We start from the raw sequence: 25,185 nt of genomic DNA, 5'->3' as shown, positions 1-25,185 counted from the left end.
CGCAGAAGATCGCCTTGCCTTTCGCCGCCGCGGCCATGGCAAGCTCGGCATGCGTGCGCGTCGCCGAAGCGATGAACACCATCTTCACCGACGGATCGTTCATCACCGCCTCGGTGTCGGCGATCTCGGCGCCGGTAAAGGCAGCAACCTTGGCAGCCGCCTCGCGATTGGGATCGACGATGTAGCGCAGCCGCACCCTTGGATGACGGGCGAGATTGCCCGCGTGCACGCGGCCGATCAGTCCCACCCCGAACAGACAAACATCCATCATGCGTTCGACTTTCCTGTCAGGTCGCGCCTGTCATGGCACGTTCATGTTTCGCCGGCGGCACTCATTTGACAGCGCCCATGGTGAGCCCGCGCACCAGATGGCGCTGCACCAGGAGCGCGAAGAAAACGATCGGCAGCGCGCCGATGACGCCGGCCGCCGACATCGAGGCCCAGTCGGTGTCGATGCGGCCGATCAGCGTCGCGGTACCGCGCGGCATGGTCATGGCGCGCGGCGTCGCCGTCAGTGCCAGCGCGAAGAGAAATTCGTTGAAGGTGACCAGCACCGCGAAAATGGCGGTCGCCGCGAGCCCGGGAGCGGCCAGCGGCAGGGTGATGCGGCGGAAGGCGCCGAAGCGCGAATCGCCGTCCACCATCGCGGCTTCCTCGAGATCGACGGGAATTTCGCGGAAGAAGCTCTCCATCATCCAGACGCAGAAGGTGACGTTGAAGGCAGTGTAGGTGGCGATCAGTCCCAGCCAGCTGTCGAGCAGGCCGAGGCTGAGCATCAAGAGATAGACCGGAATCAGGATGACCACCGGCGGGATGATGCGCAGCGTCAGAAGGAACAAGCCAACCTTGCCCTCCATCGCAAGCGGCAGGCGGAAGCGGGCGATGGCATAGGCGCCCATGGCGCCGGCGACCAGCGCGATGGCGACGGAGAAGAAGGTCACCACCAGCGAGTTGGTCAGGTAGGAGCCGAACTGCTTTTCGGTGAACAGCCTGACGTAGTTGTCGAACGTCGGCACATGCGGGTAGAGCGTGCCTTCCTGGGTTATCTCCCGGTTGGACTTCAGCGAAGTCGAGACCAGCCAGTAAATCGGCAAAAGCACCACGGCCAGCACGAAAATCGTCGTCAGGATGCGCGCCACACGGGTACTCATGACGCATCCACCCTGCGCAGAAGCCTGATGGCGCTGAAGGCGAGCGCGAGCACCACGAGGCCGATGGTCACGAACAGCGCAGCCGCATAGCCGGTCTGTTGGAACTTGAACGCGGTGTCGTAACCGTAGATCGAAACCAGTCTGGTCGCCTCGCCCGGCCCGCCGCGCGTGAGCACGAAGACCTGGTCGAACGTGCCGAAGGCATCGATGGTTCTGAGCACGATCGCCACCGCCAGCACCGGCCGCATCATCGGAAAGGTGAGATCGGCAAAGACCCGCCAGGCCCCCGCCCCGTCGACGCGCGCGGCCTCGAACGGCTCGTGCGGCAGCGATTGCAGCCCGGCGAGCAGGATCAGGAACATCAGCGGCGTCCATTCCCAGACGTCGAGCACGACGAGCCCGACGAAGGCATTGAGCGGGTTGCCGAGGATCTGCGCCTCGCCGCCGCCCATCGCCTCCGAGAGCGCCGTCAGCATGCCGGCGTCGCTGGCGTAGATCAGGCGGAAGACGATGGCGACGACGACCGGCGTGACCACCATCGGAATGATGAGTACGGTCCTGAGCAGGCGGATGCCCTGAAACTCCCGCAGGCAAAACAGCGCGAGCGCAAAGCCGAGCACGGCCTCGAAGGATACCGACAGCGCGACGAACTTCACCGTGACCCAGAGCGAATTCAGGAATTGTCCGTCGCTCCACAGATGCACATAGTTCTGGAATCCGACATCGGCGACCGGCGAGCCATAACGATAGGCTCTTGTGCTGGCGCGCAACCCATCCCACAGCGGATAGACGAGCACGCCGAGCACGATCATCAGGCCGGGCGCCAGCATGAGATAGGGGAGGGCGAGGTCGAGCCCCGCCCCCTGCAGGCGATATTTGCGCGCCTGCGCTGCCGCGCGCATCAGTAGTAACCGGCCGTGGTCAGATAGTCCTTGACCTGCTTGGCGGCCGTGTCGAGCGCGGCGCCGCCGCCGGAACCGGCCTGCAGCGCCTTGTTGAGCTCGATGCCGAGCAGTTCCTCCACCTTCGCCCAGTCCGGCGTGCGCGGCCTCGGCAGCGAGCCGGCGTCGAGCTGCTGCAGGGCGACCGGGATCAGCCGGTTGCCCGGCTTGGCGATGCCGAAGGCGCTGCGCTTGACCGGGATCGAGCCCGCTTCCGACAGCTTGGCCTGGGTTTCGGCGCTGACGTACCACTTCAGGAACTCGATCGAGTTCGCCTTGTTGGGCGCCGATTTCGGCACGCCTGCGATGAAGATGCCCATCTGGCCGATCGCCGACTGCTGCTTCGGCACGACGCCGAAATCGAGCTTGCCCGCCACCTTGGTCTGGGCGGGATCGTCGGCCTTCAGCGCATTGCCCGAATACTGGATGATAGCGCCGGCATCGCCGCCCAGGATCGCCGCGCCCTCCTGGTCGGAGTCGAACTCGACCACGCCGTTCGGCGCGTTCTGCTTCATCGTGCCGACGAAGAAATCGGCCGATGCCTTGCCTTCCGCTGAATTGAAGATCGGGTTCCACTTGTCGTCGAAGAAGGAGCCGCCGAACGACAGGAAGACCGGATACCAGCTGGTGACGATGGGGTTGCCGGAGACGCCGCGGAAGACGACCGGGTACTTGATCTTGCCGGCCGCCACTCCTTCCTTGCCCTTGGCGATGACATCGTCCCAGGTCTTGGGCGCGCCGTCGGTGAAGACGTCGTTGCGGTAGGTGAGCGTCTGCAGGTCGCCGACGAAGGGCACGCAGATCAGTGTCGGCTTGGCGCTTTCGAAGCCCTTGACGCGCGGCCCTTTCTGCGGCGGCCAGTAGCCCATGTCGATCATCGAGCCGATCCAGTCCTTGTCGGAACCGTCGATGCCGCCGGCGCCGAGATCCTCGAGCACGTTGGCGGCGCCGAACTGCGGCACCCATGGATCGTCGAGCAGATAGAGGTCGTACTGGCCGGCGCCGCTCTGGGCGTCGGCGAACCACTTCTCCAGCGTCACGCCATATTCATCCTCGAGGAACTCGATGTCGAAGCCCTGCTCCTTGGCGAGCGGGATGATCTTCTGCTTGAACGGCGTCAGTCCGCCATCGGCGAAGGCGCCGATGATGACCTTCTTGCCGGCTGCCCTGGCGGATATAGGCAAGCCGAGCGTGGTGAGGGCCGTGGTGGCTAAAGCCAGGCCGAGCCCGCCTTTGATGACGGAGCGGCGAGTAAGTCTGCTGGAATGCATCATTTCTCTCTCCCATTGCTGTTGACCCTGTGGACGGCGGTGAGGCCGGCCGCATTGAAGAAACAGGCGTTCGCCGGGTCGAAGGCGACGCCGATGCTTTCGCCGACCGCGCCCCTGAAATCGCGGCCGGCCCGTACCGAGACGTTGCCGCCTTCGAGGCGGACATTGACCAGCGTCTCGTTGCCCATCGGTTCGACGACATAGATTTCGCCGGGCAGCGCGCCCGGTTCGCCCGGCTGGGCGACGCTGCAGTCTTCCGGGCGCAGCCCGATCTCCACGATCTCGGCCAGGCGGCATTGGGTGAGCCGCGTTCGCTCCAACGGCACGATCCTGCCGCCGGCGATCACGCCTTGCTCGCCAAGCGCAGCCGGCAGGATGTTCATCGGCGGGTTGCCGACGAAGGTGGCGACGAAACGGTTTGCCGGGCGGTCGTAGATGTCGATGGGCGGCGCCATCTGCTGCAGCTCGCCGCCATGCATGACTGCGACGAGGTCGGCCATCGTCAGGGCCTCGACCTGGTCGTGGGTGACGTAGATGGTGGTGGCGCTGAGGCGCTGGCAGAGCCGCTTGATCTCGCCGCGCATGGTGAGCCGCAGCCGCGCGTCGAGATTGGACAGCGGCTCGTCCATCAGGAAGGCCGCCGGGTCGCGCACGATGGCGCGGGCCAACGCCACGCGCTGGCGCTGCCCGCCGGAGAGTTGGCGCGGCCGGCGGTCGAGCAGATGGCCGATTTCGAGGATGGCGGCGACCTCGCCGATCTTGGCCTTTCGCCCGGCCTCCGGCGTGCCGCGGATCCACAGCGGATAGCCGATGTTCTCGGCGACCGTCATCTGCGGATAGAGCGCGTAGCTCTGGAAGACCATGGCGATGTCGCGGTCGCGCGGCTGCAGCCGGGTGACGTCGCGCTCGCCGATGAAGACCTTGCCGGCGGTCGGCATGTCGAGCCCGGCCAGCAGGCGCAGCGCCGTCGTCTTGCCGCAGCCCGACGGGCCGAGCAGGGCGAGGAATTTGTGGTCCGGCACGGCGAGGTCGAGCGATCGCAGCACGTTGAGCGCGCCGAAATTCTTGACCACGCTTTTGAACAGGACCGAGCTCATCGCCCTCCCCGCCGCTCCGCGCTTGCTCCCAAGCCCTTCCGCTCGTCGACCGTGAAGCCGGCCTTGCGGGCGAGGTCGCGCAGGTTGCGGTAGCCCATTGTAGCATAGGTCAGCGGATGCGCCTTGGCCGGGTCCTGCTCGGCCTCCACCACCAGCCAGCCGGCATAGCCCATGTCGGCCAGGATTTTCAGCAGGCTCGCATAGTCGATTGCGCCGTCGCCGGGCACCGTGAAGATGCCTTCCATCACCGCGCCCATGAAGCTCATGTCGGTGTCACGTGCCTTCTTCAGCACCGCCGGGCGCACGTCTTTGCAATGGACATGGACGACGCGGCCGACATGCCGGCGCAAGAGCTGCTCCGGGTCGCCGCCGGAGAAGGCGCAGTGGCCGGTGTCGTAGAGCAGCCCTACCGCCTCGCCGGTCATCTTCATCAGCATGTCGATCTCGGCATCGGTTTCGACGATCGTGCCCATATGATGGTGAAAGGCCATGCCGACGCCGAAATCGGCAAAACGTTCGGCCAGCCGCGTGATCTTTTCGCCGTAGGGCTTCCACTCGTCGGCGGCGAGCTTCGGCCGCTGCGAGATCGGGGCGTGGATGGCGCCGTGGCGGCCGCGCGAGGTGTCGGCATAAACGACATGTTTCGCCCCGAGCTCCTTGAGCAGCGTCAGATGCGGGCGGATCGCCTCGAATTCTTCGTCCACCTCGCGTTCGCAGATGCGCCCGTCATACCAGCCGGAGACCAGCGCCAGCCCGTAACGGTCGAGGACGGGGCCGAGCGTGCGGGCCTCGCGCGGGAACTTGCCGCCGAGCTCCGTTCCCGCAAAGCCCGCTTCCGCGGTTTCGCTGAGGCACGTCTCGAGCGGCGTGTCGCCGCCGAGCTCCGGCACGTCGTCATTGGTCCAGGTGATCGGATTGATGCCAAGTCGAACTGTCGTCATTGCTCGCTTTCCGCCCGCGGCCGGAAGGCTGTGGGGTGTTCGTTTCGGGAGGGAAATGGCTGCGTGTGCTTTCGGCAGGAGGCAAAGCCTGCCGTTTTCGTTTGGCCAGACGCCCTCCCAGAGCCTTGCCTAAACGCCTCGACGTCTTACCCCAACGTCAACGATTGGAGTCTACGCCGCTCTGTCTCCATCGCGAGGGCCAGTTTTCCGGAAAATGAAGGAACCAGTTCAAGTCGGCCGGCGGCTGTGGCAGGATGGGGAGGGAGAACCATGGAAGGGTGTGGCATATGGAAGAGCTGAGGTTCGCTGCCAGACCCGAGTGTCGATCGTCGGCGCGAGGCACCCCCCTCTGTCCTGCCGGACATCTCCCCCGCAAGGGGGGAGATTGGCAGCTGCGCTGGCGGTTCCATGCTTACGGCGCTGGAGATTGGCGAAAGCCGGAGCGACATCTGATCTCCCCCTTTGCGGGGGAGATGGCCGGCAGGCCAGAGGGGGGTTGGCGGGAACTCGACGCTGCAAAGCGAGCTTTTCGGAAGCTTCCGCTGCCAGCAGGCCGCAGAGACTAATACCCATGCGCCCGCACCCCAAACCCCAAGCCTTCCCGCTCGACATGCTGGCGGTGAACCGCTCGAGCCCCGAGCACCTCTCCCGCCAGCTCTATCACGGCCTCGTCGCCATCATCCGCAACCGCACGCTGGCGCCGGGTTCGGAACTGCCTTCGACGCGCGCTCTGGCCGCCGAGCTCGGCCTTGGCCGCAACACCATCGTCTCGGCCTACGACCAGCTCGTCACCGAAGGCTATCTCGCGAACCGCCAGGGCGCCCGCCCGGTGATCGTCGACCTGCCCGACGGCCCGCGCGAGAGCCCGCTCGAAGCGCCGCCGGTGCCGCTGCGTTCGCCCTCGCGGCGCGGCGAGGAACTGCTCAGCCAGCCCTGCCACCACGGCACGCCGGGGCGCTTTGCCTTCCATCCCGGCATGCCGGATCACGCGAGCTTTCCCTTCGGCGTCTGGGGCCGGCTGGTCGCGCGCCGCGCCAGCCATGGCGAAACCCTGTTCGGCACCTATGAGGTGACCGGCCACCCGGCGCTGAAGGAGGCGATCGCCGGCTATCTCTATTCCGCGCGCGGCGTGCGCTGCCGGGCGGCGCAGATCGTCATCACCACCGGCGCGCAGGCCGCCTTCGATCTTCTCGCCCGCCTGCTGCTCGACCCCGGCGACACGGTGTGGATGGAGGAGCCCGGCTATTACGGCGCCAAGGCCGCCTTCACCGTGGCCGGTGCAAAAATCCTGCCCATCCCGGTCGACCAGGAGCGCGGCTGGCGCCTCGACGCGCCGGATTTTTCGCCCCGCCTCATCTATGTGACGCCGGCCTGCCAGCATCCGCTCGGCATCACCATGCGCATGGAGGAGCGGCTGCGCCTGCTCGACATCGCCGAGACCGCGAACGCCTGGGTGATCGAGGACGATTTCGACGGCGAATACCGCTTTCAAGGGAGGCCCGTGCCGGCGATCCAGAGCATGGACCGCTCCGGCCGCGTCATCTATGTCGGCACCTTCGCCAAGCTGCTGTTCCCCGCGCTGCGCATCGGCTTCATGGTGCTGCCGCCCGACATGGCCGGCCGCATCGCCAACGCGCTCTCCACCACGGGCCAGTTCGCGCCGCTCCTGCTGCAGGCCGCGCTCGCCGATTTCATCACCGAAGGCCATATGAGCCGGCACCTGAAGCGCATGCGCCGCATCTACGCCCAACGCCGCCAGCTTTTTCGCGAGATTGTGTCGGAGAGGCTCTGCGACGAGATCACGCTTTCGCCGGCCGAAGCCGGCATCCAGGTGGTGGGCTATCTGAGGGAAGGCATCGACGACATCAAGGTCAGCCAGGCTGCTGCGAGGAGGGCCATCAACGTCTCGCCGCTGTCGAAATATTTCCAGAACACGGCGGCGACCCAAGGGCTGGTGCTGGGCTATGCGGCGTGCGACGCGGCACAGACGCGGGAGGGCGTGGAGCGGCTGGCGGCGGCGATACGCGAGACGCTGGGAATGCCGCCTGCGACTGGTCGCAGGCCAACCGCATAGGGCAGCGCAGCCCCCGCTCCGTCTCGGCGCTGCGCGCCGAGACGGAGCGGGGGAGCGCCCTATGCGATTGCGCGCCGTACGCCCTCACGCCCGCCGCGCCACATGAAGGCAAGTCGGCTTCCAAAAACAGCCGAAACAGATGTTAGCCGATGATCCGGTTTGCTAGCCAGGCAGACGCAGAGTGCTCAGATTCTGCTCCGCCGCGTTGCTTGCAAAGTCGGCGCTCGGAGCAATTTGCGGGTTGCTTTTGCACCTCGATACATGAACCGCGAACAGCCAGGGGCACTAAATCCCCAGAGCAATGCCGTCTTTCCTTGGTTCCGACGCGCCGGTCAAAGTGCCGTTCTCCCAATCGATCCGGATCGCCTGAGCGCCGCCGATCGGCTCATCCGCGGGAGAAAAAGTGAAGCCTCTGCGTTCGAGCTCGGCTTTAGCCGCACCGTCAATCGTATGCTCTGCCTCCACTCTTGTTCCGTCCGATGTCGGCATCAGGCGCGGCAGATTGATCGCCTCCTGCAGGTCCATTCCGTAATCGAGGACCTTGGATATCAGATGGGCATGGCCGAGCGCCTGATAGTAGCCGCCCATGACGCCGAACGGCATTTCCACCCTGCCGTTGCGCGTCACCATGCCGGGGATGATCGTGTGAAGCGGCCGCTTCGATGGCCCGATCCGATTGGGATGACCGGGCTTGAGCGAGAAGCTCTGGCCGCGATTGTGCAGGATCACTCCCGAGCGAGGCGAGACGAGGCCGGCGCCGAAACTGTCAAAGATGGAGTTGATGAAGCTTACCGAATTCCGATTTCGATCGACGACCGAAATATAGACGGTATCGCGATGAAGTGGCATTTCGAAGGGCGGCAGGTCTGTCAGCGCGTTGCTCAGGTCGATCATTCCGGCAAGCCTGTCCGCCAATTCGTCGGACAGCAGGTGGTCGACCGGGACGTCCGCCTTATCTGGATCGGCGATCCAGGCGTCGCGGGCGGCATAGGCAAGGCGCGTCGCCTCGATCTCGACATGCAGCCGGTCGGGCGACTGCGGGTCCCGGTTGGCGTGGAAACGGTTCAGGATGTTGAGGATCAGGAGAGCGATGATGCCCTGGCCGTTCGGGGGACATTCATGGACCGTGTAACCGCGAAAATTGGTGGTCACCGGGGTCACATACTCGCCCCGCGCATTCGCGAAGTCTTCCAGCGTGTGGAGCCCGCCGAGCGCGTTCAGATAGGACACTATGTCCTCGGCGACCGACCCCTCGTAGAATGCGCCGCGCCCCTCTGCAGCAATGCGTTTTAACGTATGTGCCAGCTCTTGCTGCCGGTGAACCTCTCCGATCCTCGGCGCCCGTCCGCCGGGAAGAAAAATTCGCGCGGCCGTGGCGTCGGCCGCGAGCAGTTTTTGTTCAAGGGACCAGTCGCGATGAACGCGGGGAGTGATGGCATAACCCTCCCCGGCAAACCGGATGGCGGGCGCAAGCACGTCGGCAAAGGGGAGCTCGCCGTGATCGGCGTGCAGGCGTATCCACGCGTCGATCGCCCCAGGGACCGTTACCGCCGCTGGCGACTGGCGTGGCACCTCCGTCAGTCCCCGCTCATTGAACCAGTCGGCAGTGAGGGCCGCCGGCGTGCGGCCGGACCCGTTATAGGCGATGACCTTGTCGGAGCCGTTGGGCGCATAGAGCGCGAAACAGTCGCCGCCGATGCCGGTCGAGCCCGGTTCCACGACGCATTGGACTGCGCAGGCGGCAATGGCGGCATCCATGGCGTTACCACCCGCTTGCATGATCTGCAGTGCAGTGAGGGTGGCGGAAGGATGCGAGGTCGCCGCCATCGCATGTCGCGACACGGCAACGGACCGCGTCGGCTTCTCGAAATCGCGCATTTCGTTAGTTCTCCTCGTCATTGCGGCGAGACATGTCTCAGGCCCGCGCCCGATAGGGGGTGAGCCGGATTTCCAGCGCGTTCAGTGCCGAGATGATTGTGAAATTGAGGGTGAGATAGATCGCGCCGGCGGCCACGAAGACCTCGACGGCGCGATAGGTCTGCGAAATAAGCCCCTGCGCGATCCCGGTGACCTCCATCAGCGTGATGATCGATGCAAGCGACGTGCCCTTGACCATGAGGATGATCTCGTTGCTGTAATTCGGGATCGCCTGGCGCAGGGCCAGAGGCAGCACAATCAGGCGCAGCGTGAGCAGCTTCGACATGCCGGAGGCTGTAGCGGCCTCGGTCAGTCCGCGCGGCACAGCCTTTATTGCGCCGCGCAGGATCTCGCTTCCATAGGCAGCTTCATTGAGACTGAGCGCGATGATGGCGCACCAGTAAGGCTCGCGGAACAGCCACCAGATTCCGATCGCCTGGAGCGACGGCCGAAACTGGCCGAGACCATAATAGATGAGGAAGATCTGCACCAGCAGGGGTGTTCCGCGAAAGACTGCAACGAAGGCACGGATGGGCCATACCACGATCCGGCGATTTCCCTGTTGGGCGAGCGCGAGCAGCAACGCCATTAGGAAACCGATGCCCATCGAGGCTGCGGTGAGCTGCAGGGTCAACGGCAGGCCAGCAAGCAGGACGGGAATGATCTCGAGAAAGAAGGCGAAGTCGATCACGCGTGGACCATGCCTCTCCAGGCCCGCGCCTCGCCATAACGGAAGACGGAAGCGGTCACGGCGGCGATGACGAAGTAGAGCGTGGCGGCCGCAATATAGAAGATGAAAGGTTCTCGCGTCGAACCTGCTCCGATCTGCGCTTGGCGCATCAGTTCGACGAGGCCGATGACGGAGATCAGTGCCGAGTCCTTGAGTACCAGCTGCCAGACATTGCCGAGTCCCGGCAGGGCGTGGCGCATCAGTTGCGGCACAATGATGAGGCGCAGCGATTGAGATCGGGACAGGCCGAGCGCCTTGCAGGCGTCGAACTGGCCGCGATCCACGGCCTGGTAGGCGCCGCGATAGACTTCTCCCTGATAGGCGCCCGATATGATGCCGATCGCCAGGACACCGGTTGCAAAAGTCGGCAGCCCGACGAAGCCGGCGCTGCCAAAGAACTTGCCAATCTGCGTCAGGGCGATGCTGCCGCCGTAGTAGAGGAGGTATATCGTCAGCAAGTCGGGCACACCGCGAAATACTGTGCCGTAGACATGGGCGAGCCAAGCGGGGACGCCGCGGGACGAGAGCCGACCGGCCGCCGCCGCGGCGCCGAAGGCGGCGCCGAGGATAAAGCCGAGAACGGACAGTGCAAGCGTAACAGAGGATGCGACAAGCAGAGCGGCTCCCCAGCCGCCCTCTTGCAAACCCAAAATATGCATAGGATTGGTCATGTAAGTCGTAGCCTTTCAGCGCGCTGCCCGACGCAAACGGCTCGCGCCGCTCCGCCAGGCAGGTCCGCCAGCGCTTACTTGACCGGCGTCACATCCGTCTTCACCCATTTTTCCGAGATGCGTTTGATGGTCCCATCGGCGATCGCGGCGCTGATCGCGTCGTTCAGCATCTCCTTGAGCTTGGTGTCTTCCTTGCGCAGTCCCGCACCGGTTCCGGCGCCGAATAGGCCGCCGACGAAGCCCGGACCAGCGAGCGTGAAGCCGGAGAATTCAGGTTTTGCGAGCGTCGCGGCAAGTGCTGTCTTCTGGGCGAATATTGCATCGATGCGACCCGCAGCCAGATCGAGATCATGCTGCTCGGTCGTCTTGTATTCGCGGATTTCCACCGTGTCGCCGAAGTATTTCTTCAGGAATTCGAGCATCATCGTGGCCGCCTGTACACCGACCACCTTGCCCTTCAGCAGCGGCTTCAGCTTCTCGATCGCAGCCTTGGACGCAGCCTCGTCATCCAGTTTGAATTTTTCAGTCGAAACACCGAGTTTGCCGAGCTCGCTATCCTTGGCGACTGCAAATCCGCCCGGATCGATCGCATAAGGCTGGGTGAAGTCTATGGTTTCGAGCCGCTTCGGTGTGATGAACATGCCGGCCATGATCACATCGAACTTGCCGACCTTCAGCGATGGAATAAGACCGTCCCAGTCCTGGGCGATGATGGTGCATTTGACCTTCATCCTTGCGCAAAGATCATTTGCGAGCTCGATCTCCAGCCCGTCGAGCTTGCCGTCTGCGTTGGTGAAATTCCAGGGCGCGTAGGCACCTTCGGTCGCGATGGTTATGGCCTTTGGAGCATCCTCAGCGAATGTGGACTGGACAAAGCTGAGCATGCCGAATGCGGCCGCGACGGCGGCCAGGCGATGAATTTTCATATAGGTTCCCCTTTCTTGTGCTGATCTGGCTGTTCCGGTGGCCGGTTCTGGTCTTTTTGCCGGACTTAGGCCCTTTCTCCTGCCGGCGTTGATCCCCGGCTCGGAGTCACGAATTCGGCCAACATTGGTGCCGTGCCGAGAATATGATCCTGCATGACCTGTTCCGCATGCAGAGCGTCGCCCGAGCGCAAGGCGGCGATCACGGCGGCATGCTCCTCGCGCGCAGAATGCGGCTTGTCACAATCGTCGAACCAGATGCGCATGTAAGGCTCTATGACCACATGCAGCGCCGATATCTGGTGGATGAGCTTGGGCCTCTGGCTCAACGCACAGATACGGCCGTGGAATTCCTGGTGGCGGACCACCCAGTCGCTGCTACCGCTCTGCCCGGCGCGTTCCATGCGATCGAGTAGGTTCTCGAATTCTTCGAGCGCCTCCTCATCGATCCGTGGCATCGCCAGCCTGACGGCGAGTCCTTCCAGAACCGAACGTATTTCGAAGATCTCGTAAAGCTCATCGACTGTGAGGCCGGCCACGACACACCCCCGATTGGGGCGGAGAACGACCAGTCCGTCGGAAGCCAGGCGCCGAAAGGCTTCCCGCACAGGCATGCGGCTCATGCCGATCTCGGCCGCGATGTCTTCGGGAATGAGCCGGTCACCCGGTTTGTAACGACCTAGGCGAAGCGCCCGCTGGAGATGCCGGTACGCTTCCTCCTCTGCAGTGGCGGACATGCGTGGCTCGACGGAGAAGGCTGCTGGCACTTGGCACCCAAAAGTATTTTTGTATCCACGTATCATCAAATCCGGATTTGGTTGCGACGTCAATACCCGGTCGGACCGGAGCGGGAGATGAGGCAAGGGAAGGGCGATCATCGCTCCTTCGCAGGCGCGGGCGTACGTTTGTTCCCAGCAGGTCAATCACAAAGTCGTCCGCCTCGATTACGCTCCGGCGGAAATGACCATTTGCACGCTGCATCATCCGCCTACGTCTGCTGGAATTGCCAACCAGTACATTTGGTGCAATCTGCTTTCATGAAGATATCGGGTTCCGATCTCCATCTGTTTCGTGTCTTTGAAAGCGTGGTCCGCAATGGCGGCATGTCCGCAGCGCAGATGGAACTGTCGCTGAGCCAACCCACAGTCTCCAATCATCTGACCGCGCTTGAACAGCGGCTTGGCGTGAAGTTGTGTGAACGGGGCCGTCGCGGGTTTTCGCTGACGGATGAAGGGCGTCGGGTTTACGAAATCTGTACGGAAATCACCGGGATGCTGGACTCCGGTTCGGCCCGGCTTTCGCGTGTTCGAAGCGCTTTGGCGGGAAAGGTCGGCGTCGGCATTGTCGACTGCTTAACGACCGACCCAAGTTTCCGGCTTGCCGACGCTATTGCCGAGCTTTCCAAAGCTGCGCCGGAAATCGAGCTTGATCTCAACATCATGTGCCCCAACGATATAACGAAGGCGGTGGCGGAAAACGAAATAGATATTGGGATAGGCGGCTCCGACATCAAAGTCGCAAGCGTGCAATACCAGATCATCTACCAAGAGGAGCACGCGGTATTTTGCGGTTCGGCTCATCCTTTGTTTTGCCGAAATGACGAGATGATTACAAGTGAGGAATGCTACGGCCATCCATGGGTAGAGAGAGGATATTGGTACGGGATTAGGCGTCACCGCTTCGACACCGCCGCGAACCGGGTAGCCTTTGATATTGAGGCGCAGCTTCTGATGGTCTTGTCGGGCGCCTACCTCGGGGTCCTGCCGATACATTTTGCCCGCGTGTTCGAACAGCAGGGGCGTCTTCGCCGACTTCCCATAGCCGACGAGGCTTATTCCGCCGATATCGAGGTCGCCACGCGAACAGGCGAGCAGGCCGCCAATGTCGCCTATGTGCGCGACGCGATCATCAGGGCGCACCGGATGCATTTGTAAAAACCAATGTATCCGTTCTCTGAATGATATTCTTGCCACGTCGATAGAGGTCTAGCCTCTCGTACGGCTGGCGATGCGCAGCGCAAAAATGCCACCTGCGGACTTCCCTGCCAAACGTGCAACTGCGACGTGGTCGCCGCGTCGGGTATCGATATTTGGCCTTAAGGTATGGAATGAGCACGGACGCTCTTCTGCTTCGCAACCTTCCTAATTTTTCGCCGGAAGCGACAAGGCGCCTCGTGGCAACCCGGTATGGGATCGACGGGACGTACAGGCGACTGGCTTCCGAGCGCGATCTGTCGTGGCGGATCGAAGGCACTGATGGCCGCGACGTCGTCGTCAAGATATCGAATATAGGCGAACCTGAAGGTGTCGTGGATATGCAGGTCAAAGCCCTGAACCATATCTGCGAGCGCGATCCGACCCTGCCGGTGCCTCGCGTTGTGCCCTCCCTCGCTGGCGCCCCATATGAATGGATCGAGGACGAGCGCGGCTGCCGGCACATGATGCGTGTGCTTACTTTCCTTCCGGGGAAGGTCATGGAGCAGGTTGAGGAAGCCTTTTCCGCCGCCACTCGGTTCAACATCGGTGTGATGGTTGGACGGCTTGCCCATGCGCTGCGCGATTTTTTTCATCCATACGCGGGCAGCAATGTGCACCTCTGGGACATTTCACGTGCCCTGGCCTTGCGCCCGCAGATCGCAAAGATCTCGGACGCCAGGCTTCGGCAATTGTGCGAGGAAATCTTCGAGCGTGCCGAGCGCTTTACCCTTCCCCAATTGTCGAAGACGCGTCGCCAGGTCGTGCATCAGGATTCGCATGGCGGTAATATCCTGGTCGATCCCAACGACAGCACATCGCCGGTGGGCATCATCGATTTTGGCGATATGGGCCACAATTCCATTGTCGCGGACATTGTGACCGCTTCCGAGACATTCGCGGACTTCGATGACGATCCGATCGCCTACCTTTGCGACGTCGCATCAGGTTTCGATTCGACATACCCGCTTGAAGAAAATGAGATCGATCTCCTTTTCGATGCGCTGCTCCTGCGCCTCGCCATGGCCACCGTCATCGTGGAAGCGAGAGAAGCCACCGATGAATCCGGCATCCCGCATATCGACAACGCCAGCCACTACCCTCGGATGATGGAGTTGCTCAGCCGCCAAGGTCGCGCGCAGGCGGTCCACCGGCTTCGTCAGGCGTGCCGGTTCCCAGTGTATGGCGCCATGAGCATTGATGCCGGGGATCTCGCAACTGACTATGACGTGCTCAGGCACGAGCGCCAAGCTCACCTCGGACCGATATGGCATTTCTACAACAAGCCATTGCACATCACCCGCGCCCGCGGAGCCTGGATGTATGGCGCCGATGGCACCGCATATCTGGACGTCTACAACAACGTCCCTCAGATCGGCCATTGCCATCCGCACGTGGCGAAGGCGATCTACCGCCAGGCCAGCGCGCTGAACACCAATACCCGGTACATGTGCGACGTGGCCGTCGAATACGCGGCGCGCCTGACCGCCGACCTGCCTGATCACCTCGACACCTGCATCTTCGTCAACTCGGGCAGCGAAGCCAACGACCTGGCGATGCAAATCGCCATGTCACTCAGCAGACGCGACGGCGGTTTGATCATCGACCAGGCCTACCATGGCTGCACCGAGCTCACGACCGCGCTCTCCAATGAAAACTGGCGTCACCTTCCGGCCGAAGAGCATCCCAGACGGATTGAAATCTTGATGGCCCCGGATATGTACAAGGGTCCTTTCGCCAACGCCCCCCAAGCTGCGGCAAAGTACGCTGCCGATGCGGACCGGGCGATAGCCGCCCTGCGCGAAAGAGGCCACAGGCCGGCGGCATTCATGGTCGACACTGCCCTTTGTTCGAGCGGGGTGCTGCGGGCGCCTGAAAACTACTTCAATCTTGTCGCGGAAAAGGTCCGATCGGCGGGCGGGTTCGTCATTGCGGACGAGGTGCAGGCTGGTTGTGGCCGCATGGGAACTTTTTGGGGGTTCCGGGCAAACGGGCTCAAGGACGACAATGTCGACTTCATAACGATGGGCAAACCGGTTGGAAATGGCCACCCTCTTGGCGTCGTCATTCTCAGCTCGGAACTGATGAAGCGGTTCCTCAATGGCACCAATCCGCTGTTGTTCAGCACATTCGGCGGCAACACCGTCGCATGCGCGGCCGGCATGGCTGTGCTGGACGTCCTTGAGCGAGAGGACCTGATCAAGCAGAGCGCCGCCATCGGGGAGTATCTGCGCCAGGAGCTCGAGCGTTTGGCCGAACAGCACCCGGTAATCGGCGACGTGCGCGGGCTTGGAATGATGACTGGCGTGGAATTGGTGACGGATCGCCAAACGAAGGAACCAGCCATCACACAGACCGGGCGGCTTGTTGAAAACATGCTTGCCCGCAACATCCTCATCGGGAAAAGCACGCCTAACACGCTCAAGCTACGTCCCCCGTTGATTTGGTCGCGCGACGAAGTCGACATCTTCGTCAGCGCTTTCGATGACAGCTTGAGAAGGCACAAATGAGCCCCCCATGCATTCGCTAGAGAACGGATGCCAGGCCGGCCTCAAAAGGGGAGGTCAACGCCTCTCTCCTTGCCTTCGAGAATGGTGCAACGGCCTGCCACGAGAATGGCGGGCGCCACAAACAGGAGGACCTGAATGAAGAAGGAGCTACTCGGACTGGCGGTCACGATGACGGCCGTCCTGTTTTCCGCAGGCGTCTCGTTGGCGCAGGACAAGGTCGTCAACGTCTATAACTGGTCTGATTATATCGACAGTTCCATCCTTGATGATTTCACCAAGGAGACCGGCATCAAGGTCGTCTACGACACCTTCGATTCGAACGAAATTCTTGAGACCAAGCTGCTTGCCGGCGGCTCCGGCTATGACGTGGTGGTTACAACCGGACCTTTTCTGGCCAGGCAAATTCAGGCCGGCGTGTTCCAGAAACTCGACAAGTCCAAGCTGCCGAACTTAAAGAACATGTGGCCCGAGGTGATGGCGCGCCTGGCCAAGTATGACACGGGCAATGAATATGCCGTCAACTACATGTGGGGCACGACCGGCATCGGCTATAATGTCGACAAGGTGAAGGCAGCTCTCGGCGACGTGGCGATCGACAGCTGGGACGTGCTCTTCAAGCCGGAGAATGCGGCCAAGCTGAAGGACTGCGGCATCAATATCGTCGATGCGCCCGAGGAGACTTTGGCCGTTGCCATGAACTATCTCGGCAAGGATGGTGACAGCAAGAAGAAAGAAGACCTCGAAGCCGGCGGTGACATCTACACGAAAATCCGCCCCTACGTCCGCACCTTCAACTCCTCTGCCTATATCAACGATCTGGCGAACGGCGATAAATGCATCAGCATCGGCTGGTCAGGTGACGTGCTGCAGGCCAAGAACCGCGCCAAGGAAGCCAACAACGGGGTCAAGGTCGAATACCTGATCCCTAAGGAAGGCACCTATATGTGGTTCGACAACCTTGCGATCCCTGCTGACGCTAAGCATGTCGATGAGGCGCATGCCTTCATCAACTACCTGATGCGGCCGGAAGTCATTGCCAAGTCAACCAACTATGTCCAAACAGCCAACGGCAATCTCGCCTCGCAGAAGTTCATCGACCAATCAGTGTTGAAGAACCCTTCAGTTTATCCGACGCAGGAAACGCTCAAGAAGCTTTTCACTATTTCTTCATACGGGTCGAAGGAGCAGCGCGTACTCACCCGCCTCTGGACCCAGATCAAGACGGGCAGCTAAACGGGACATGGATGGGGCGGTCGCCGCCCCATTTTTTTTCCGGCGGCACCTCTGGGTGAAGGTCTGCCGCCACCTGACGGCCATGCGCGGAAGAATGGGGGGATGCCGGAATCTGTTGGACCGGTAACCCGCAGATCCACGCTCGCGCTCGGATCCGAATGCGGAGCCATCCATATCAATCGCCGATCTTGTCTCTAGTTTAATTTGGGAGGAACAATGCCGTTCCAAGATCTGATCCAGCCTCAACTAGGCGCCTATGTCAGCAAAGTCGCCACGCCGGGCGACTTTGCCCAGTTCTGGGCCTCGACTATCGCTGAGGCCCGCTACGCCGGCGGCGCGGTCAGCATCGTTCCGGCGCAGACAACGCTCAAGGCGGTTCAGTCCTTCGACGTCACCTTTCCGGGATTTGGGGGACACCCGATAAAAGGATGGCTGATCCTGCCCACGCACCGCCAGGGGCGTCTGCCCCTGGTCGTGCAGTATATCGGCTATGGCAGCGGTCGCGGCCTGGCGCATGAGCAGCTGCACTGGGCGGCGTCAGGGTTTGCATATTTTCGAATGGATACACGCGGGCAGGGAAGCGACTTGAGCGTCGGCGAGACCGCCGATCCGGTCGGCTCGACCTCTTCCTTTCCCGGCTTTATGACGCGCGGCGTGCTGGATAAGAATGACTACTATTACCGGCGCGTGTTCACCGATGCCGTGAGGGCGATAGATGCTCTCCTAGGGCTGGACTTCATCGATCCCGAGCGCATCGCGGTTTGCGGTGACAGTCAGGGCGGCGGCATCTCGCTTGCCGTCGGCGGAATCGATCCCCGCGTCAAGGCTGTAATGGCCGACGTGCCGTTTCTTTGTGACTTTCCCCGCGCTTTGGGGACTGCCGTGCGCGATCCCTATTTGGAAATCGTTCGTTTCTTGGCGCAACATCGCGAGAAGAAGGCGAAAGTCTTTGAAACGCTCTCCTATTTCGACTGCGTCAACTTCGCCCGGCAGTCCAAAGCGAAGGCGCTGTTTTCGGTGGCCCTGATGGACGAAGTTTGCCCGCCCTCTACCGTTTATGGCGCGTTCAATGCCTACGCAGGCGAAAAGACCATCGTAGAGTACGAATTCAACAACCACGAAGGCGGGCAAGGCTACCAGGAGCGCGAACAGATGGCGTGGCTCAGCGAGCTGTTCGGTGTCGGCTGAAGTGAGCGGACCAGGACGTTTCGCGGGTTCCAGGCACCTTCGCGTCGCAGACCCGCGCCGGTCAAGTGCATCCCAATTGTCCGGCGTGGAGCAGGCGGCCTTTCTTGCGTTCCACCATCGTTCCCAGTTTCGGACCCAGAGAGTGCGCAGAATGCCTGCGCTCTCCCTCCTTTGGCTGGGAGGGAGAGCGCTTGTGAACAAGCTTCTCGGTTGCCGCTAATGATCCTCACGCAGGCCGTTCGGAAGCGCTCGGTCGCCACTTGATGAAGTGCTTCTCGGCGACGTCCAGGATGCTGTCGATAATCAGGACGAAGATCGCGAGGATCAGGATGCCTGCGAAGACGCCGACCGCATCGAAATTGCCTTCCGCCTGAGCGATCAGATAGCCAAGCCCGGCGGAGGAACCGAGATACTCGCCGATAATCGCCCCCACGACGGCAAAGCCGACCGAAGTGCGCAATGAGGACAGAATCCAGCTTGCAGCCGCCGGGAAGTAGACGTGACGAAGCAGGTCCGACCGCTTGGCTCCGAGAATGCGCGTGTTAGACAGCACAACCGGGTTCACTTCACGAACGCCCTGCATGGCGTTGAAGAAAGTGACGAAGAACACCAGCGTCACGGCGAGCGCCACCTTGGACCAGAGACCGAGGCCGAGCCAGAGTACGAAGATTGGTGCAAGCACGACGCGAGGGATCGCGTTCAAGCCTTTGATGAAAGGATCCAGAATGCGCGCTGGCGAACGACTGAGGCCGAGCCAGACGCCTGCTGCCACGCCGAGTGCTGTCCCGACCAGATAGCCGAGCACGGTTTCCGTCAGGGTGATGGCCACATGGTTATAGAAGCTGGCGTCCACCACCCAGGACGCCACCTGCTTGAGGATGTCGACCGGAGCCGGGAAAAAGAAGACGTCGATGATGCCCGCCGCGACACCGAGCTGCCAGCCGCCGACAATTGCCACCAGCAGTACGACTTGGATGAGGCGTTCAGTCGTGGCGTTCATAGCTTTTCTCCACTTCGCTGCGCAGCGATGACCAGATGTTGCGATAAAGATCCATGAAGCGTGGATCGAGCTTGATTTCAGCGACATCGCGGGGGCGTCGGAGATCGACGGGGAAGCTGTCGATCACGTGCGAGCGCGGTCCGGCGGCAAGCACCACGACCCGATCCCCGAGAGCGATCGCCTCCTCAAGGTCGTGCGTGATCATCACCACGGCGCGCCGTTGCTCCTGCCAAAGCCGCAACAGCTCATTCTGCATCAGGTGGCGGGTATGGATGTCGAGTGCCGAAAAAGGCTCGTCCATCAGGATGACCTTGGGGCCGGTAATCAGTGCCTGCGCCATCTGCACGCGCTTGCGCTGTCCGCCGGAAAGCTGATGCGGGTACCGATGCTCGAAGCCCTTCAGGCCAACCTTCGCCAGCCACTTCATCGACTGCTCGCGCCGTTCGGCAGCGCCTGTGCCCTTGAACATGGGGCCAAGTTCGACATTCTCGAGCGCAGTCTTCCAAGGAAGCAGTGCATCCTGCTGGAACAGATAGCCGATATCGTTTTGGATCCCGCGTACCGGCTGACCCTCAATCGCGACAGTTCCGCTCGAGGGCTTCAGCAGCCCGGCAATCGCGTTAAGAATCGTGCTCTTGCCGCAGCCGGTCGGCCCAACGATCGCAAGAAACTCGCCATCGGCGACAGCCAAGTTCACATTCTGCACGGCCACATAGGCGCCAAAGGACATGGTGACCTTGTCGATGGAAACCATCGGCTTCGCATGATGCGGACTGTTCGTCGGGGATACGGTTTTCACTACGGCCAATGCCATGACCTCCTCCTGTCAGTTGGCGGCGACGTTCGGGACTTTGTCGACGAACTCGTTCGTGTAGGTTTTCTTGAGGTCAATCTCAGCCTCAGCGACTTTTTCATTGAAACTCTTTAGGACTGCGAGCGGAGTCTTGATATCTTCCTCATTTATGCGCCCGTCCTTCGAAAAGATCGCCTTCGCGTTCTCTACCGCCTTGACGTAGGTTTCACGATCGCCGGAGATGAACTCCTTCGGCAGCTTGTCGACGATCTCTTCCGCGGAGTGACTGTTCATCCACTCGAGCGCCTTGACCGTCGCATTCGTGACCTTCTGGACGGTCTCCGGATTTTTCTCGATATAGCTCTGTGTGGCATAGAGGACGGAGGTTGGGTAAATCCCGCCATAGATCGCCTTGGCTCCCTCGTCGCTGCGACCGTCGATCAGGATCTTGCCGACGCCCTTGGCCGCTATAAAGGTTGCCGCCGGGTCGTAGTTGACGAGGAGGTCGACCTTGCCCTGTTCAAGGGCCGCGACGGCGGCAGACCCGGAGCCCACGCCGATCAGCGAGACGTCGTTCGCGGACAAGCCGTTGCGCTGCAAGTAATAGCGGACGAAGAAATCGGAAGACGAGCCTGGCGAGGTGATCCCAATTTTTGCGCCTTTGATCGTTTCCGGTTTTGCCGGGTCGAAAGTGCTGTTCTTGCCGCCAGCCAACACGAGCCCGGAATTGCGGGCGAGCTGCACGAACGCCACGACAGCCTTCTTCTGCGCCTGCATCTGGATCGTATGGTCGTAGAAGCCTACGGCGATATCCGTCGAGCCGGCAACAAGGGCCTGAAGCGTCTTCGACCCGCCCGATGCGAAGTTCTCGACGGTCACCTCCAGGCCTTCCTTTTCATAAAGGCCAAGCCCCTGGGCGACCGGAAAGGGAAGATTGTTGAGATTGTAAGAGCCGACGCTGATGCGGACCGGATCCGCGAATGCGGAACCGGCAAACACGACGGTTGCCGCGAGGGCGAGCATGAGCTTGCGCATGATATTCTCCTCCTGTTGGTGGCGCCCTCCCGGCGGCCACGGTTATTATGCCGCGCAACCCAGTTGCGGGACAGGTTTTGCAAATACATGTCCTTCGAACAGCCGGCGGGCGGTGCGAAGGATTCCGGCGACGACTTTGCCGTCCCTTTCATACAGCTTGACGTCCAGGTGGCCGCTTGGGTGCTCTATGGAAAGCACGACTGGAGGGATCCGCCTGCCGATCAGAAGCGAAGCGACAGTATCCTGGCTGATACAGGCCGTGGCGATCCCCACGGCGCCCGTGGTTGCGAGCGACGGGTGACATTGATGCGGCATGAAATACCGCACGCTGATGTCGCCTCCCGACTTTGGCCGGGAAATCAGCACCGGCTTCGGCGTTACCTGATTGCTTACATCCCCAAGGCCCATCCGTTCGCCGGCAGCGATGCGAAGCTTCTCCAGCCGTCCCAGCAATTCCCTATCAGCATTGAGTTCAGCCGCTGGTTCGAAGCCGGTTGCGCCGACCGAGTCTGCCTCGATCAACATCATCGGCATTGCGCAGTCGATGCAGGTGACAGCCACACCATCGATCAAGTCTACTGGCTTGCCGGTGGGAAAAAGCCGCCCGGTACGAGCTCCCGCCGCGTCCATGAAGGTCAATGCGATCGGCGCTCCACGGCCGGGCACGCCGTCAATGGCAGCTTCACCGAGATAGGAGACGCTGCCGTTTGGAGTGGGAACTTCGGCCTCGATCAGCTTGCTGGTGTTGACGTTATGGATCCGGACGAGCGTCGTTTCTCCACGAACCGGGACAAGTCCAGCTTCAATGGCAAACGGGCCGACCGCAGCCAGCATGTTGCCGCAGTTCGGGGAGGTGTCGACAATCTGCTGGTCGACCCGCACCTGCGCAAACAGATAATCCACGTCGGCGCCTGGAATGCTGGCAGGCCCGACGATGGCCACCTTGCTCGTGACCGGATTGCCGCCACCGATGCCGTCTATCTGCAACGGATGACCCGAGCCCATAACTGACAGGAGGATCTTGTCCCGCTCGATAGCGTCCGCAGGAAGATCGTTTGCCAGGAAGAACGGGCCTTTTGAGGTGCCGCCTCTCATCAGAACGCAAGGGATCGCCAACAGGTCATTCATCGCTTGTGCTTGCATCAGAATTATGTCATCGCCGTATTAATCGGCGCTCTTTGATCCAATTATTGGAAAACACATTTATTTTGTGAAATGCTAAGAATCGGAGGATTGATGCAAAATGAGCATTAATTGCGAGATCCTTGACCTTCGAGCCTTCCTGAGCGTCGTAGAGTTGGAGAGCTTTCATCGCGCGGCCGAAGCTCTGCATCTGTCACAGCCCGCGTTGAGCCGCCGCATTCAAAAACTGGAGCAGTCGATCGGAGCGCCCATTTTGGAACGGACAACCCGGCACGTATCCGCGACGGCTCTCGGTACAGAACTCGTGCCGCTCGTGCGACGCATGCTGGAGGAGTTTGACGGCTCTCTGTTTGCTGTTCGTGACGTTGGAACCAACCGAGGTGGATTGGTGACGATCGCGTGCCTCCCCACTGCGGCATTCTACTTCCTGCCGACCGCCATCCGGCAGTTCAATGAGGAGTACCCGAACATCCGCTTTCGCATCCTCGACTTGCCGGCGACCGACGGTCTTCAAGCCGTGGCGCGCGGTGAGGTGGAGTTCGGCATAAACATCATGGGCACGTCGGATCCGGACCTGACCTTTGATCGGCTCGCGGAAGACCCATTTGTGCTTGCAGCGCGCAAGGATCACCCTCTGGCTGCCAAACCATCGGTCGGCTGGGCGGAACTAGAGCCCTATCATCTGATCACGGTTCATCGATCAAGCGGCAACAGAACGCTGCTCGACGCGGCGCTGGCAAAATCGAACATCAAGCTTCGCTGGTTCTACGAGGTAACCCATCTGTCCACCTCCCTTGGGTTGGTGGAGGCAGGCCTCGGGATTTCCGTTCTGCCACGAATGGCAACCCCGGGAGAAGACCATCCGTTTCTGATCACCCGCCCAATCCGCAATCCCGAGATATCACGCACGATCGGCGTGGTTCGCCGTCGCGGCGGCACCTTGTCGCCTGCGGCAGAGCGATTCCTTAAGATGCTGATAGGTTTATGGGGCAGTGATTGAGAGGCGCTAGGAAATCGCCAGCCGTAAAACCAGAAGCCTTATGCGGCCAGAAAGGAGTCGGTACCGCCTGCGGAAAAGTACCGGGTTGGGCCTCTCCGTCGTTCGCGGGATCGCCCGGGCTCACGGCGGCGATGCTCTGGCCCGTTCCGAACCCGAGGGCGGCACCATCATAGAAATTCGGCTGCCGCTGACGGCAGCCGGCCCCAAGGATGCGCCAAGCAGAGTTGATCTCGCCGGTACAATGCCTGGCAGCCGATTCGTCTGACCTCTCCAGATGTGAGTGTTGCCCGCAGTACACCGGATATGTTTGGCGTCACGTGAGTTCGGACTTGAAGAGCTGAATTGGGCGAGCCGGCCTTTGTGGCCTTTCACACGGTCAACAGACGAGCCAACAATGCAGCGGCCGGTGTGCCACCCAAGCCAAGGTCGCGGACGCTGCTCATGTGATTTGCCGCTGCAAGGCTCGTGCGCGAGACGGCAAGCCCTTGCCGTTCGAAACGCTCCGCAAGCGTGGCCGCCTGATTGTGGAACGGCGGCGTTTCATCAGCTCCAACGGATAGCTCGACGCGCACTGAAGGATCGAAGCGATGATTTATCGGGGAGAACCGCTCGACCTCGTCGTCGGTGATCGCGATCTCAGCAGCGAGAAACGACTCCTGCAACGGCCTTAGATCGTAAATACCCCCCAGCAGCAGCGCGCCTTTGATGCCTGATGGCCGGCCGTCCTCGCCAAAAAGCATCGTCGCGAGATGAGCACCAGCGGAATGGCCACTTACCGTCAGTTGGTCGGGATCGCCGCCGTAGCTCGCGATGTGGTCATGTATCCATTGCCTCGCGCGGCGTACCTGATCGACGATCGTCGCCATTCTCACGGTCGGCATCAGTGCGTAGCCTACGATGACGGCAATCGCCCCCGCGTTGGTAACAGTGTCCGCGACGTAGGAATAGTCGCGCTTGGAAAACATGCGCCAGTAGCCGCCGTGGATGAAGATGTGCACCGCCAGGCGATCGCTTTTGCCCTGCGGGAAAAACAGATCGACGGTTTCCCTCGGGTCGGGTCCGTAAGCGAGGTCGGCGGCCATCGGAACTTTCGCCCTGGTCTCCGCGCTTCTGCGGACGATCTCGGCGACGATGTCGTCGAACTCGGGGACGTGATCGCGAATACGGAATGGATCTTTCGCCATCTGTCTGCTCACATCGTCACGGCGATGTATTTCGCCTCCATGAACTCGGCTATGCCGTGCTTCTGGCCGCCCTCACGCCCGAGCCCGCTCTGCTTGACGCCGCCGAAGGGCGCGGCGGGGTCCGACATCAGGCCGCGATTGAGCGCGATCATGCCGGACTCGATCTTCGATGCCACGCGCATGCCCTTCGCCAGGTCGCGCGTGTAGATGTAGGCGGCAAGGCCGTATTCGGTGTCGTTCGCCTTTGCGATGACCTCCGCCTCATCTTCGAAGCGGCTCACCGGTGCCACGGGACCGAATATCTCCTCATGGGCCATGGCAGCGTCGGCGGGTACCTCGCTCAGCACCGTTGGCGGGTAGAAAAATCCCCTGCCTTCAGCGATCGCGCCGCCGCACAGAACCTTCGCGCC

General features: G+C 61.7%; 24 protein-coding genes. 7 read left to right on the top strand and 17 right to left on the bottom strand.

Annotated features, from left to right (window positions below; translation table 11 throughout):
* The 6 genes from EOA38_RS04225 to iolE all read right to left on the bottom strand — a co-directional run.
* A partial coding sequence (locus EOA38_RS04225; protein ID WP_189434465.1) for a Gfo/Idh/MocA family oxidoreductase occupies positions 1–271 on the bottom strand: 271 nt, incomplete at its 3' end.
* Between the two features lie 61 nt (positions 272–332).
* Complete coding sequence (locus EOA38_RS04220; RefSeq protein WP_126090800.1) at positions 333–1,151, bottom strand: carbohydrate ABC transporter permease; 819 nt, start codon at positions 1,149–1,151, stop codon at positions 333–335.
* Positions 1,148–2,053, bottom strand: coding sequence for a sugar ABC transporter permease (locus EOA38_RS04215; protein ID WP_127298544.1), 906 nt, complete (start codon positions 2,051–2,053; stop codon positions 1,148–1,150). Before EOA38_RS04215 ends, EOA38_RS04220 begins: the two co-directional genes overlap by 4 nt.
* On the bottom strand, positions 2,053–3,366 hold the full coding sequence (locus EOA38_RS04210) for an extracellular solute-binding protein (protein WP_126090798.1): 1,314 nt from the start codon (positions 3,364–3,366) through the stop codon (positions 2,053–2,055). Before EOA38_RS04210 ends, EOA38_RS04215 begins: the two co-directional genes overlap by 1 nt.
* Complete coding sequence (locus EOA38_RS04205; protein WP_126090797.1) at positions 3,363–4,460, bottom strand: ABC transporter ATP-binding protein; 1,098 nt, start codon at positions 4,458–4,460, stop codon at positions 3,363–3,365. Before EOA38_RS04205 ends, EOA38_RS04210 begins: the two co-directional genes overlap by 4 nt.
* The gene (gene iolE, locus EOA38_RS04200; RefSeq protein WP_127298543.1) at positions 4,457–5,401 is read right to left on the bottom strand and encodes a myo-inosose-2 dehydratase; all 945 of its coding nucleotides are present in this window, start codon (positions 5,399–5,401) and stop codon (positions 4,457–4,459) included. The genes EOA38_RS04205 and iolE overlap by 4 nt, the downstream gene beginning before the upstream one ends.
* Positions 5,402–5,972: 571 nt before the next feature.
* Here iolE and EOA38_RS04190 point away from each other — a divergent pair.
* Positions 5,973–7,475: a PLP-dependent aminotransferase family protein gene (locus EOA38_RS04190; protein WP_127298541.1), complete on the top strand. Its 1,503-nt coding sequence runs from the start codon at positions 5,973–5,975 to the stop codon at positions 7,473–7,475.
* 285 nt (positions 7,476–7,760) lie between these two features.
* On the opposite strand, the gene ggt is transcribed toward EOA38_RS04190, so the two are convergent.
* The 5 genes from ggt to EOA38_RS04165 form a co-directional block, all read right to left on the bottom strand.
* Entirely contained in the window at positions 7,761–9,353 is a 1,593-nt protein-coding gene (gene ggt, locus EOA38_RS04185; protein WP_127298540.1) for a gamma-glutamyltransferase, read from the bottom strand.
* A gap of 37 nt (positions 9,354–9,390) precedes the next feature.
* Entirely contained in the window at positions 9,391–10,083 is a 693-nt protein-coding gene (locus EOA38_RS04180) for an ABC transporter permease (protein ID WP_126090793.1), read from the bottom strand.
* Positions 10,080–10,793 (bottom strand): ABC transporter permease, encoded by a 714-nt coding sequence (locus tag EOA38_RS04175; protein ID WP_127298539.1) that lies wholly within the window; start codon positions 10,791–10,793, stop codon positions 10,080–10,082. The genes EOA38_RS04180 and EOA38_RS04175 overlap by 4 nt, the downstream gene beginning before the upstream one ends.
* Positions 10,794–10,867: 74 nt before the next feature.
* Entirely contained in the window at positions 10,868–11,719 is an 852-nt protein-coding gene (locus tag EOA38_RS04170) for a transporter substrate-binding domain-containing protein (protein ID WP_126090791.1), read from the bottom strand.
* 65 nt (positions 11,720–11,784) lie between these two features.
* Complete coding sequence (locus tag EOA38_RS04165; protein WP_127298538.1) at positions 11,785–12,453, bottom strand: GntR family transcriptional regulator; 669 nt, start codon at positions 12,451–12,453, stop codon at positions 11,785–11,787.
* 300 nt (positions 12,454–12,753) lie between these two features.
* On the opposite strand from EOA38_RS04165, the gene EOA38_RS04160 reads away from it, so the two are divergent.
* The 4 genes from EOA38_RS04160 (at position 12,754) to EOA38_RS04145 (ending at position 18,620) form a co-directional block, all read left to right on the top strand.
* Positions 12,754–13,650, top strand: coding sequence for a LysR family transcriptional regulator (locus EOA38_RS04160; RefSeq protein WP_189434462.1), 897 nt, complete (start codon positions 12,754–12,756; stop codon positions 13,648–13,650).
* A gap of 173 nt (positions 13,651–13,823) precedes the next feature.
* Positions 13,824–16,199 carry an aminotransferase class III-fold pyridoxal phosphate-dependent enzyme gene (locus EOA38_RS04155; RefSeq protein WP_127298536.1) on the top strand — a complete coding sequence of 792 codons (2,376 nt, stop codon included), beginning with the start codon at positions 13,824–13,826 and terminating at the stop codon, positions 16,197–16,199.
* A gap of 135 nt (positions 16,200–16,334) precedes the next feature.
* Entirely contained in the window at positions 16,335–17,432 is a 1,098-nt protein-coding gene (locus EOA38_RS04150; RefSeq protein ID WP_126090787.1) for a polyamine ABC transporter substrate-binding protein, read from the top strand.
* A 216-nt stretch (positions 17,433–17,648) separates the two neighbouring features.
* Positions 17,649–18,620: an acetylxylan esterase gene (locus EOA38_RS04145; protein WP_127298535.1), complete on the top strand. Its 972-nt coding sequence runs from the start codon at positions 17,649–17,651 to the stop codon at positions 18,618–18,620.
* Between the two features lie 226 nt (positions 18,621–18,846).
* Here EOA38_RS04145 and EOA38_RS04140 read toward each other — a convergent pair whose 3' ends face one another.
* Genes EOA38_RS04140 through EOA38_RS04125 form a run of 4 tightly spaced genes read right to left on the bottom strand, consistent with a single transcriptional unit; the run spans position 18,847 to position 22,576 of the window.
* Entirely contained in the window at positions 18,847–19,620 is a 774-nt protein-coding gene (locus tag EOA38_RS04140) for an ABC transporter permease (RefSeq protein WP_127298534.1), read from the bottom strand.
* Entirely contained in the window at positions 19,604–20,434 is an 831-nt protein-coding gene (locus EOA38_RS04135) for an ABC transporter ATP-binding protein (protein ID WP_126090786.1), read from the bottom strand. The genes EOA38_RS04140 and EOA38_RS04135 overlap by 17 nt, the downstream gene beginning before the upstream one ends.
* 12 nt (positions 20,435–20,446) lie before the next feature.
* Positions 20,447–21,448, bottom strand: coding sequence for an ABC transporter substrate-binding protein (locus tag EOA38_RS04130; RefSeq protein WP_127298533.1), 1,002 nt, complete (start codon positions 21,446–21,448; stop codon positions 20,447–20,449).
* A gap of 45 nt (positions 21,449–21,493) precedes the next feature.
* Complete coding sequence (locus EOA38_RS04125; RefSeq protein ID WP_127298545.1) at positions 21,494–22,576, bottom strand: 4-oxalomesaconate tautomerase; 1,083 nt, start codon at positions 22,574–22,576, stop codon at positions 21,494–21,496.
* Positions 22,577–22,691: 115 nt separating this feature from the next.
* Here EOA38_RS04125 and EOA38_RS04120 point away from each other — a divergent pair, with 115 nt between their 5' ends.
* Together EOA38_RS04120 and EOA38_RS04115 are read left to right on the top strand one after the other, a co-directional pair.
* On the top strand, positions 22,692–23,591 hold the full coding sequence (locus EOA38_RS04120) for a LysR family transcriptional regulator (protein ID WP_127298532.1): 900 nt from the start codon (positions 22,692–22,694) through the stop codon (positions 23,589–23,591).
* 40 nt (positions 23,592–23,631) lie between these two features.
* Positions 23,632–23,856 carry an ATP-binding protein gene (locus tag EOA38_RS04115; RefSeq protein WP_127298531.1) on the top strand — a complete coding sequence of 75 codons (225 nt, stop codon included), beginning with the start codon at positions 23,632–23,634 and terminating at the stop codon, positions 23,854–23,856.
* Between the two features lie 103 nt (positions 23,857–23,959).
* Here EOA38_RS04115 and EOA38_RS04110 read toward each other — a convergent pair whose 3' ends face one another.
* Together EOA38_RS04110 and EOA38_RS04105 are read right to left on the bottom strand one after the other, a co-directional pair.
* Positions 23,960–24,775, bottom strand: coding sequence for an alpha/beta hydrolase (locus EOA38_RS04110; protein ID WP_127298530.1), 816 nt, complete (start codon positions 24,773–24,775; stop codon positions 23,960–23,962).
* 8 nt (positions 24,776–24,783) lie between these two features.
* Positions 24,784–25,185, bottom strand: a 402-nt coding sequence (locus EOA38_RS04105; RefSeq protein ID WP_127298529.1) for an aldehyde dehydrogenase family protein, incomplete at its 5' end; no start/stop codon positions are given.

It is taken from the genome of Mesorhizobium sp. M1E.F.Ca.ET.041.01.1.1 (genome assembly GCF_003997355.1).
Taxonomy (GTDB): domain Bacteria; phylum Pseudomonadota; class Alphaproteobacteria; order Rhizobiales; family Rhizobiaceae; genus Mesorhizobium.
Note: the sequence above shows the minus strand (reverse complement) of the source record. Positions and strands in the feature narration are given on the sequence as shown.

Excerpts from the sequence above, each read along its gene's own strand:
- EOA38_RS04220 (WP_126090800.1), bottom strand. The coding sequence starts at position 1,151 with ATGAGTACCCGTGTGGCGCGCATCCTGACGACGATTTTCGTGCTGGCC.
- EOA38_RS04215 (WP_127298544.1), bottom strand. The coding sequence starts at position 2,053 with ATGCGCGCGGCAGCGCAGGCGCGCAAATATCGCCTGCAGGGGGCGGGG.
- EOA38_RS04210 (WP_126090798.1), bottom strand. The coding sequence starts at position 3,366 with ATGATGCATTCCAGCAGACTTACTCGCCGCTCCGTCATCAAAGGCGGG.
- EOA38_RS04205 (WP_126090797.1), bottom strand. The coding sequence starts at position 4,460 with ATGAGCTCGGTCCTGTTCAAAAGCGTGGTCAAGAATTTCGGCGCGCTC.
- iolE (WP_127298543.1), bottom strand. The coding sequence starts at position 5,401 with ATGACGACAGTTCGACTTGGCATCAATCCGATCACCTGGACCAATGAC.
- EOA38_RS04190 (WP_127298541.1), top strand. The coding sequence starts at position 5,973 with ATGCGCCCGCACCCCAAACCCCAAGCCTTCCCGCTCGACATGCTGGCG.
- ggt (WP_127298540.1), bottom strand. The coding sequence starts at position 9,353 with ATGCGCGATTTCGAGAAGCCGACGCGGTCCGTTGCCGTGTCGCGACAT.
- EOA38_RS04175 (WP_127298539.1), bottom strand. The coding sequence starts at position 10,793 with ATGACCAATCCTATGCATATTTTGGGTTTGCAAGAGGGCGGCTGGGGA.
- EOA38_RS04170 (WP_126090791.1), bottom strand. The coding sequence starts at position 11,719 with ATGAAAATTCATCGCCTGGCCGCCGTCGCGGCCGCATTCGGCATGCTC.
- EOA38_RS04165 (WP_127298538.1), bottom strand. The coding sequence starts at position 12,453 with ATGTCCGCCACTGCAGAGGAGGAAGCGTACCGGCATCTCCAGCGGGCG.
- EOA38_RS04160 (WP_189434462.1), top strand. The coding sequence starts at position 12,754 with ATGAAGATATCGGGTTCCGATCTCCATCTGTTTCGTGTCTTTGAAAGC.
- EOA38_RS04155 (WP_127298536.1), top strand. The coding sequence starts at position 13,824 with ATGAGCACGGACGCTCTTCTGCTTCGCAACCTTCCTAATTTTTCGCCG.
- EOA38_RS04150 (WP_126090787.1), top strand. The coding sequence starts at position 16,335 with ATGAAGAAGGAGCTACTCGGACTGGCGGTCACGATGACGGCCGTCCTG.
- EOA38_RS04145 (WP_127298535.1), top strand. The coding sequence starts at position 17,649 with ATGCCGTTCCAAGATCTGATCCAGCCTCAACTAGGCGCCTATGTCAGC.
- EOA38_RS04140 (WP_127298534.1), bottom strand. The coding sequence starts at position 19,620 with ATGAACGCCACGACTGAACGCCTCATCCAAGTCGTACTGCTGGTGGCA.
- EOA38_RS04135 (WP_126090786.1), bottom strand. The coding sequence starts at position 20,434 with ATGGCATTGGCCGTAGTGAAAACCGTATCCCCGACGAACAGTCCGCAT.
- EOA38_RS04130 (WP_127298533.1), bottom strand. The coding sequence starts at position 21,448 with ATGCGCAAGCTCATGCTCGCCCTCGCGGCAACCGTCGTGTTTGCCGGT.
- EOA38_RS04125 (WP_127298545.1), bottom strand. The coding sequence starts at position 22,576 with ATGAATGACCTGTTGGCGATCCCTTGCGTTCTGATGAGAGGCGGCACC.
- EOA38_RS04120 (WP_127298532.1), top strand. The coding sequence starts at position 22,692 with ATGAGCATTAATTGCGAGATCCTTGACCTTCGAGCCTTCCTGAGCGTC.
- EOA38_RS04115 (WP_127298531.1), top strand. The coding sequence starts at position 23,632 with ATGCGGCCAGAAAGGAGTCGGTACCGCCTGCGGAAAAGTACCGGGTTG.
- EOA38_RS04110 (WP_127298530.1), bottom strand. The coding sequence starts at position 24,775 with ATGGCGAAAGATCCATTCCGTATTCGCGATCACGTCCCCGAGTTCGAC.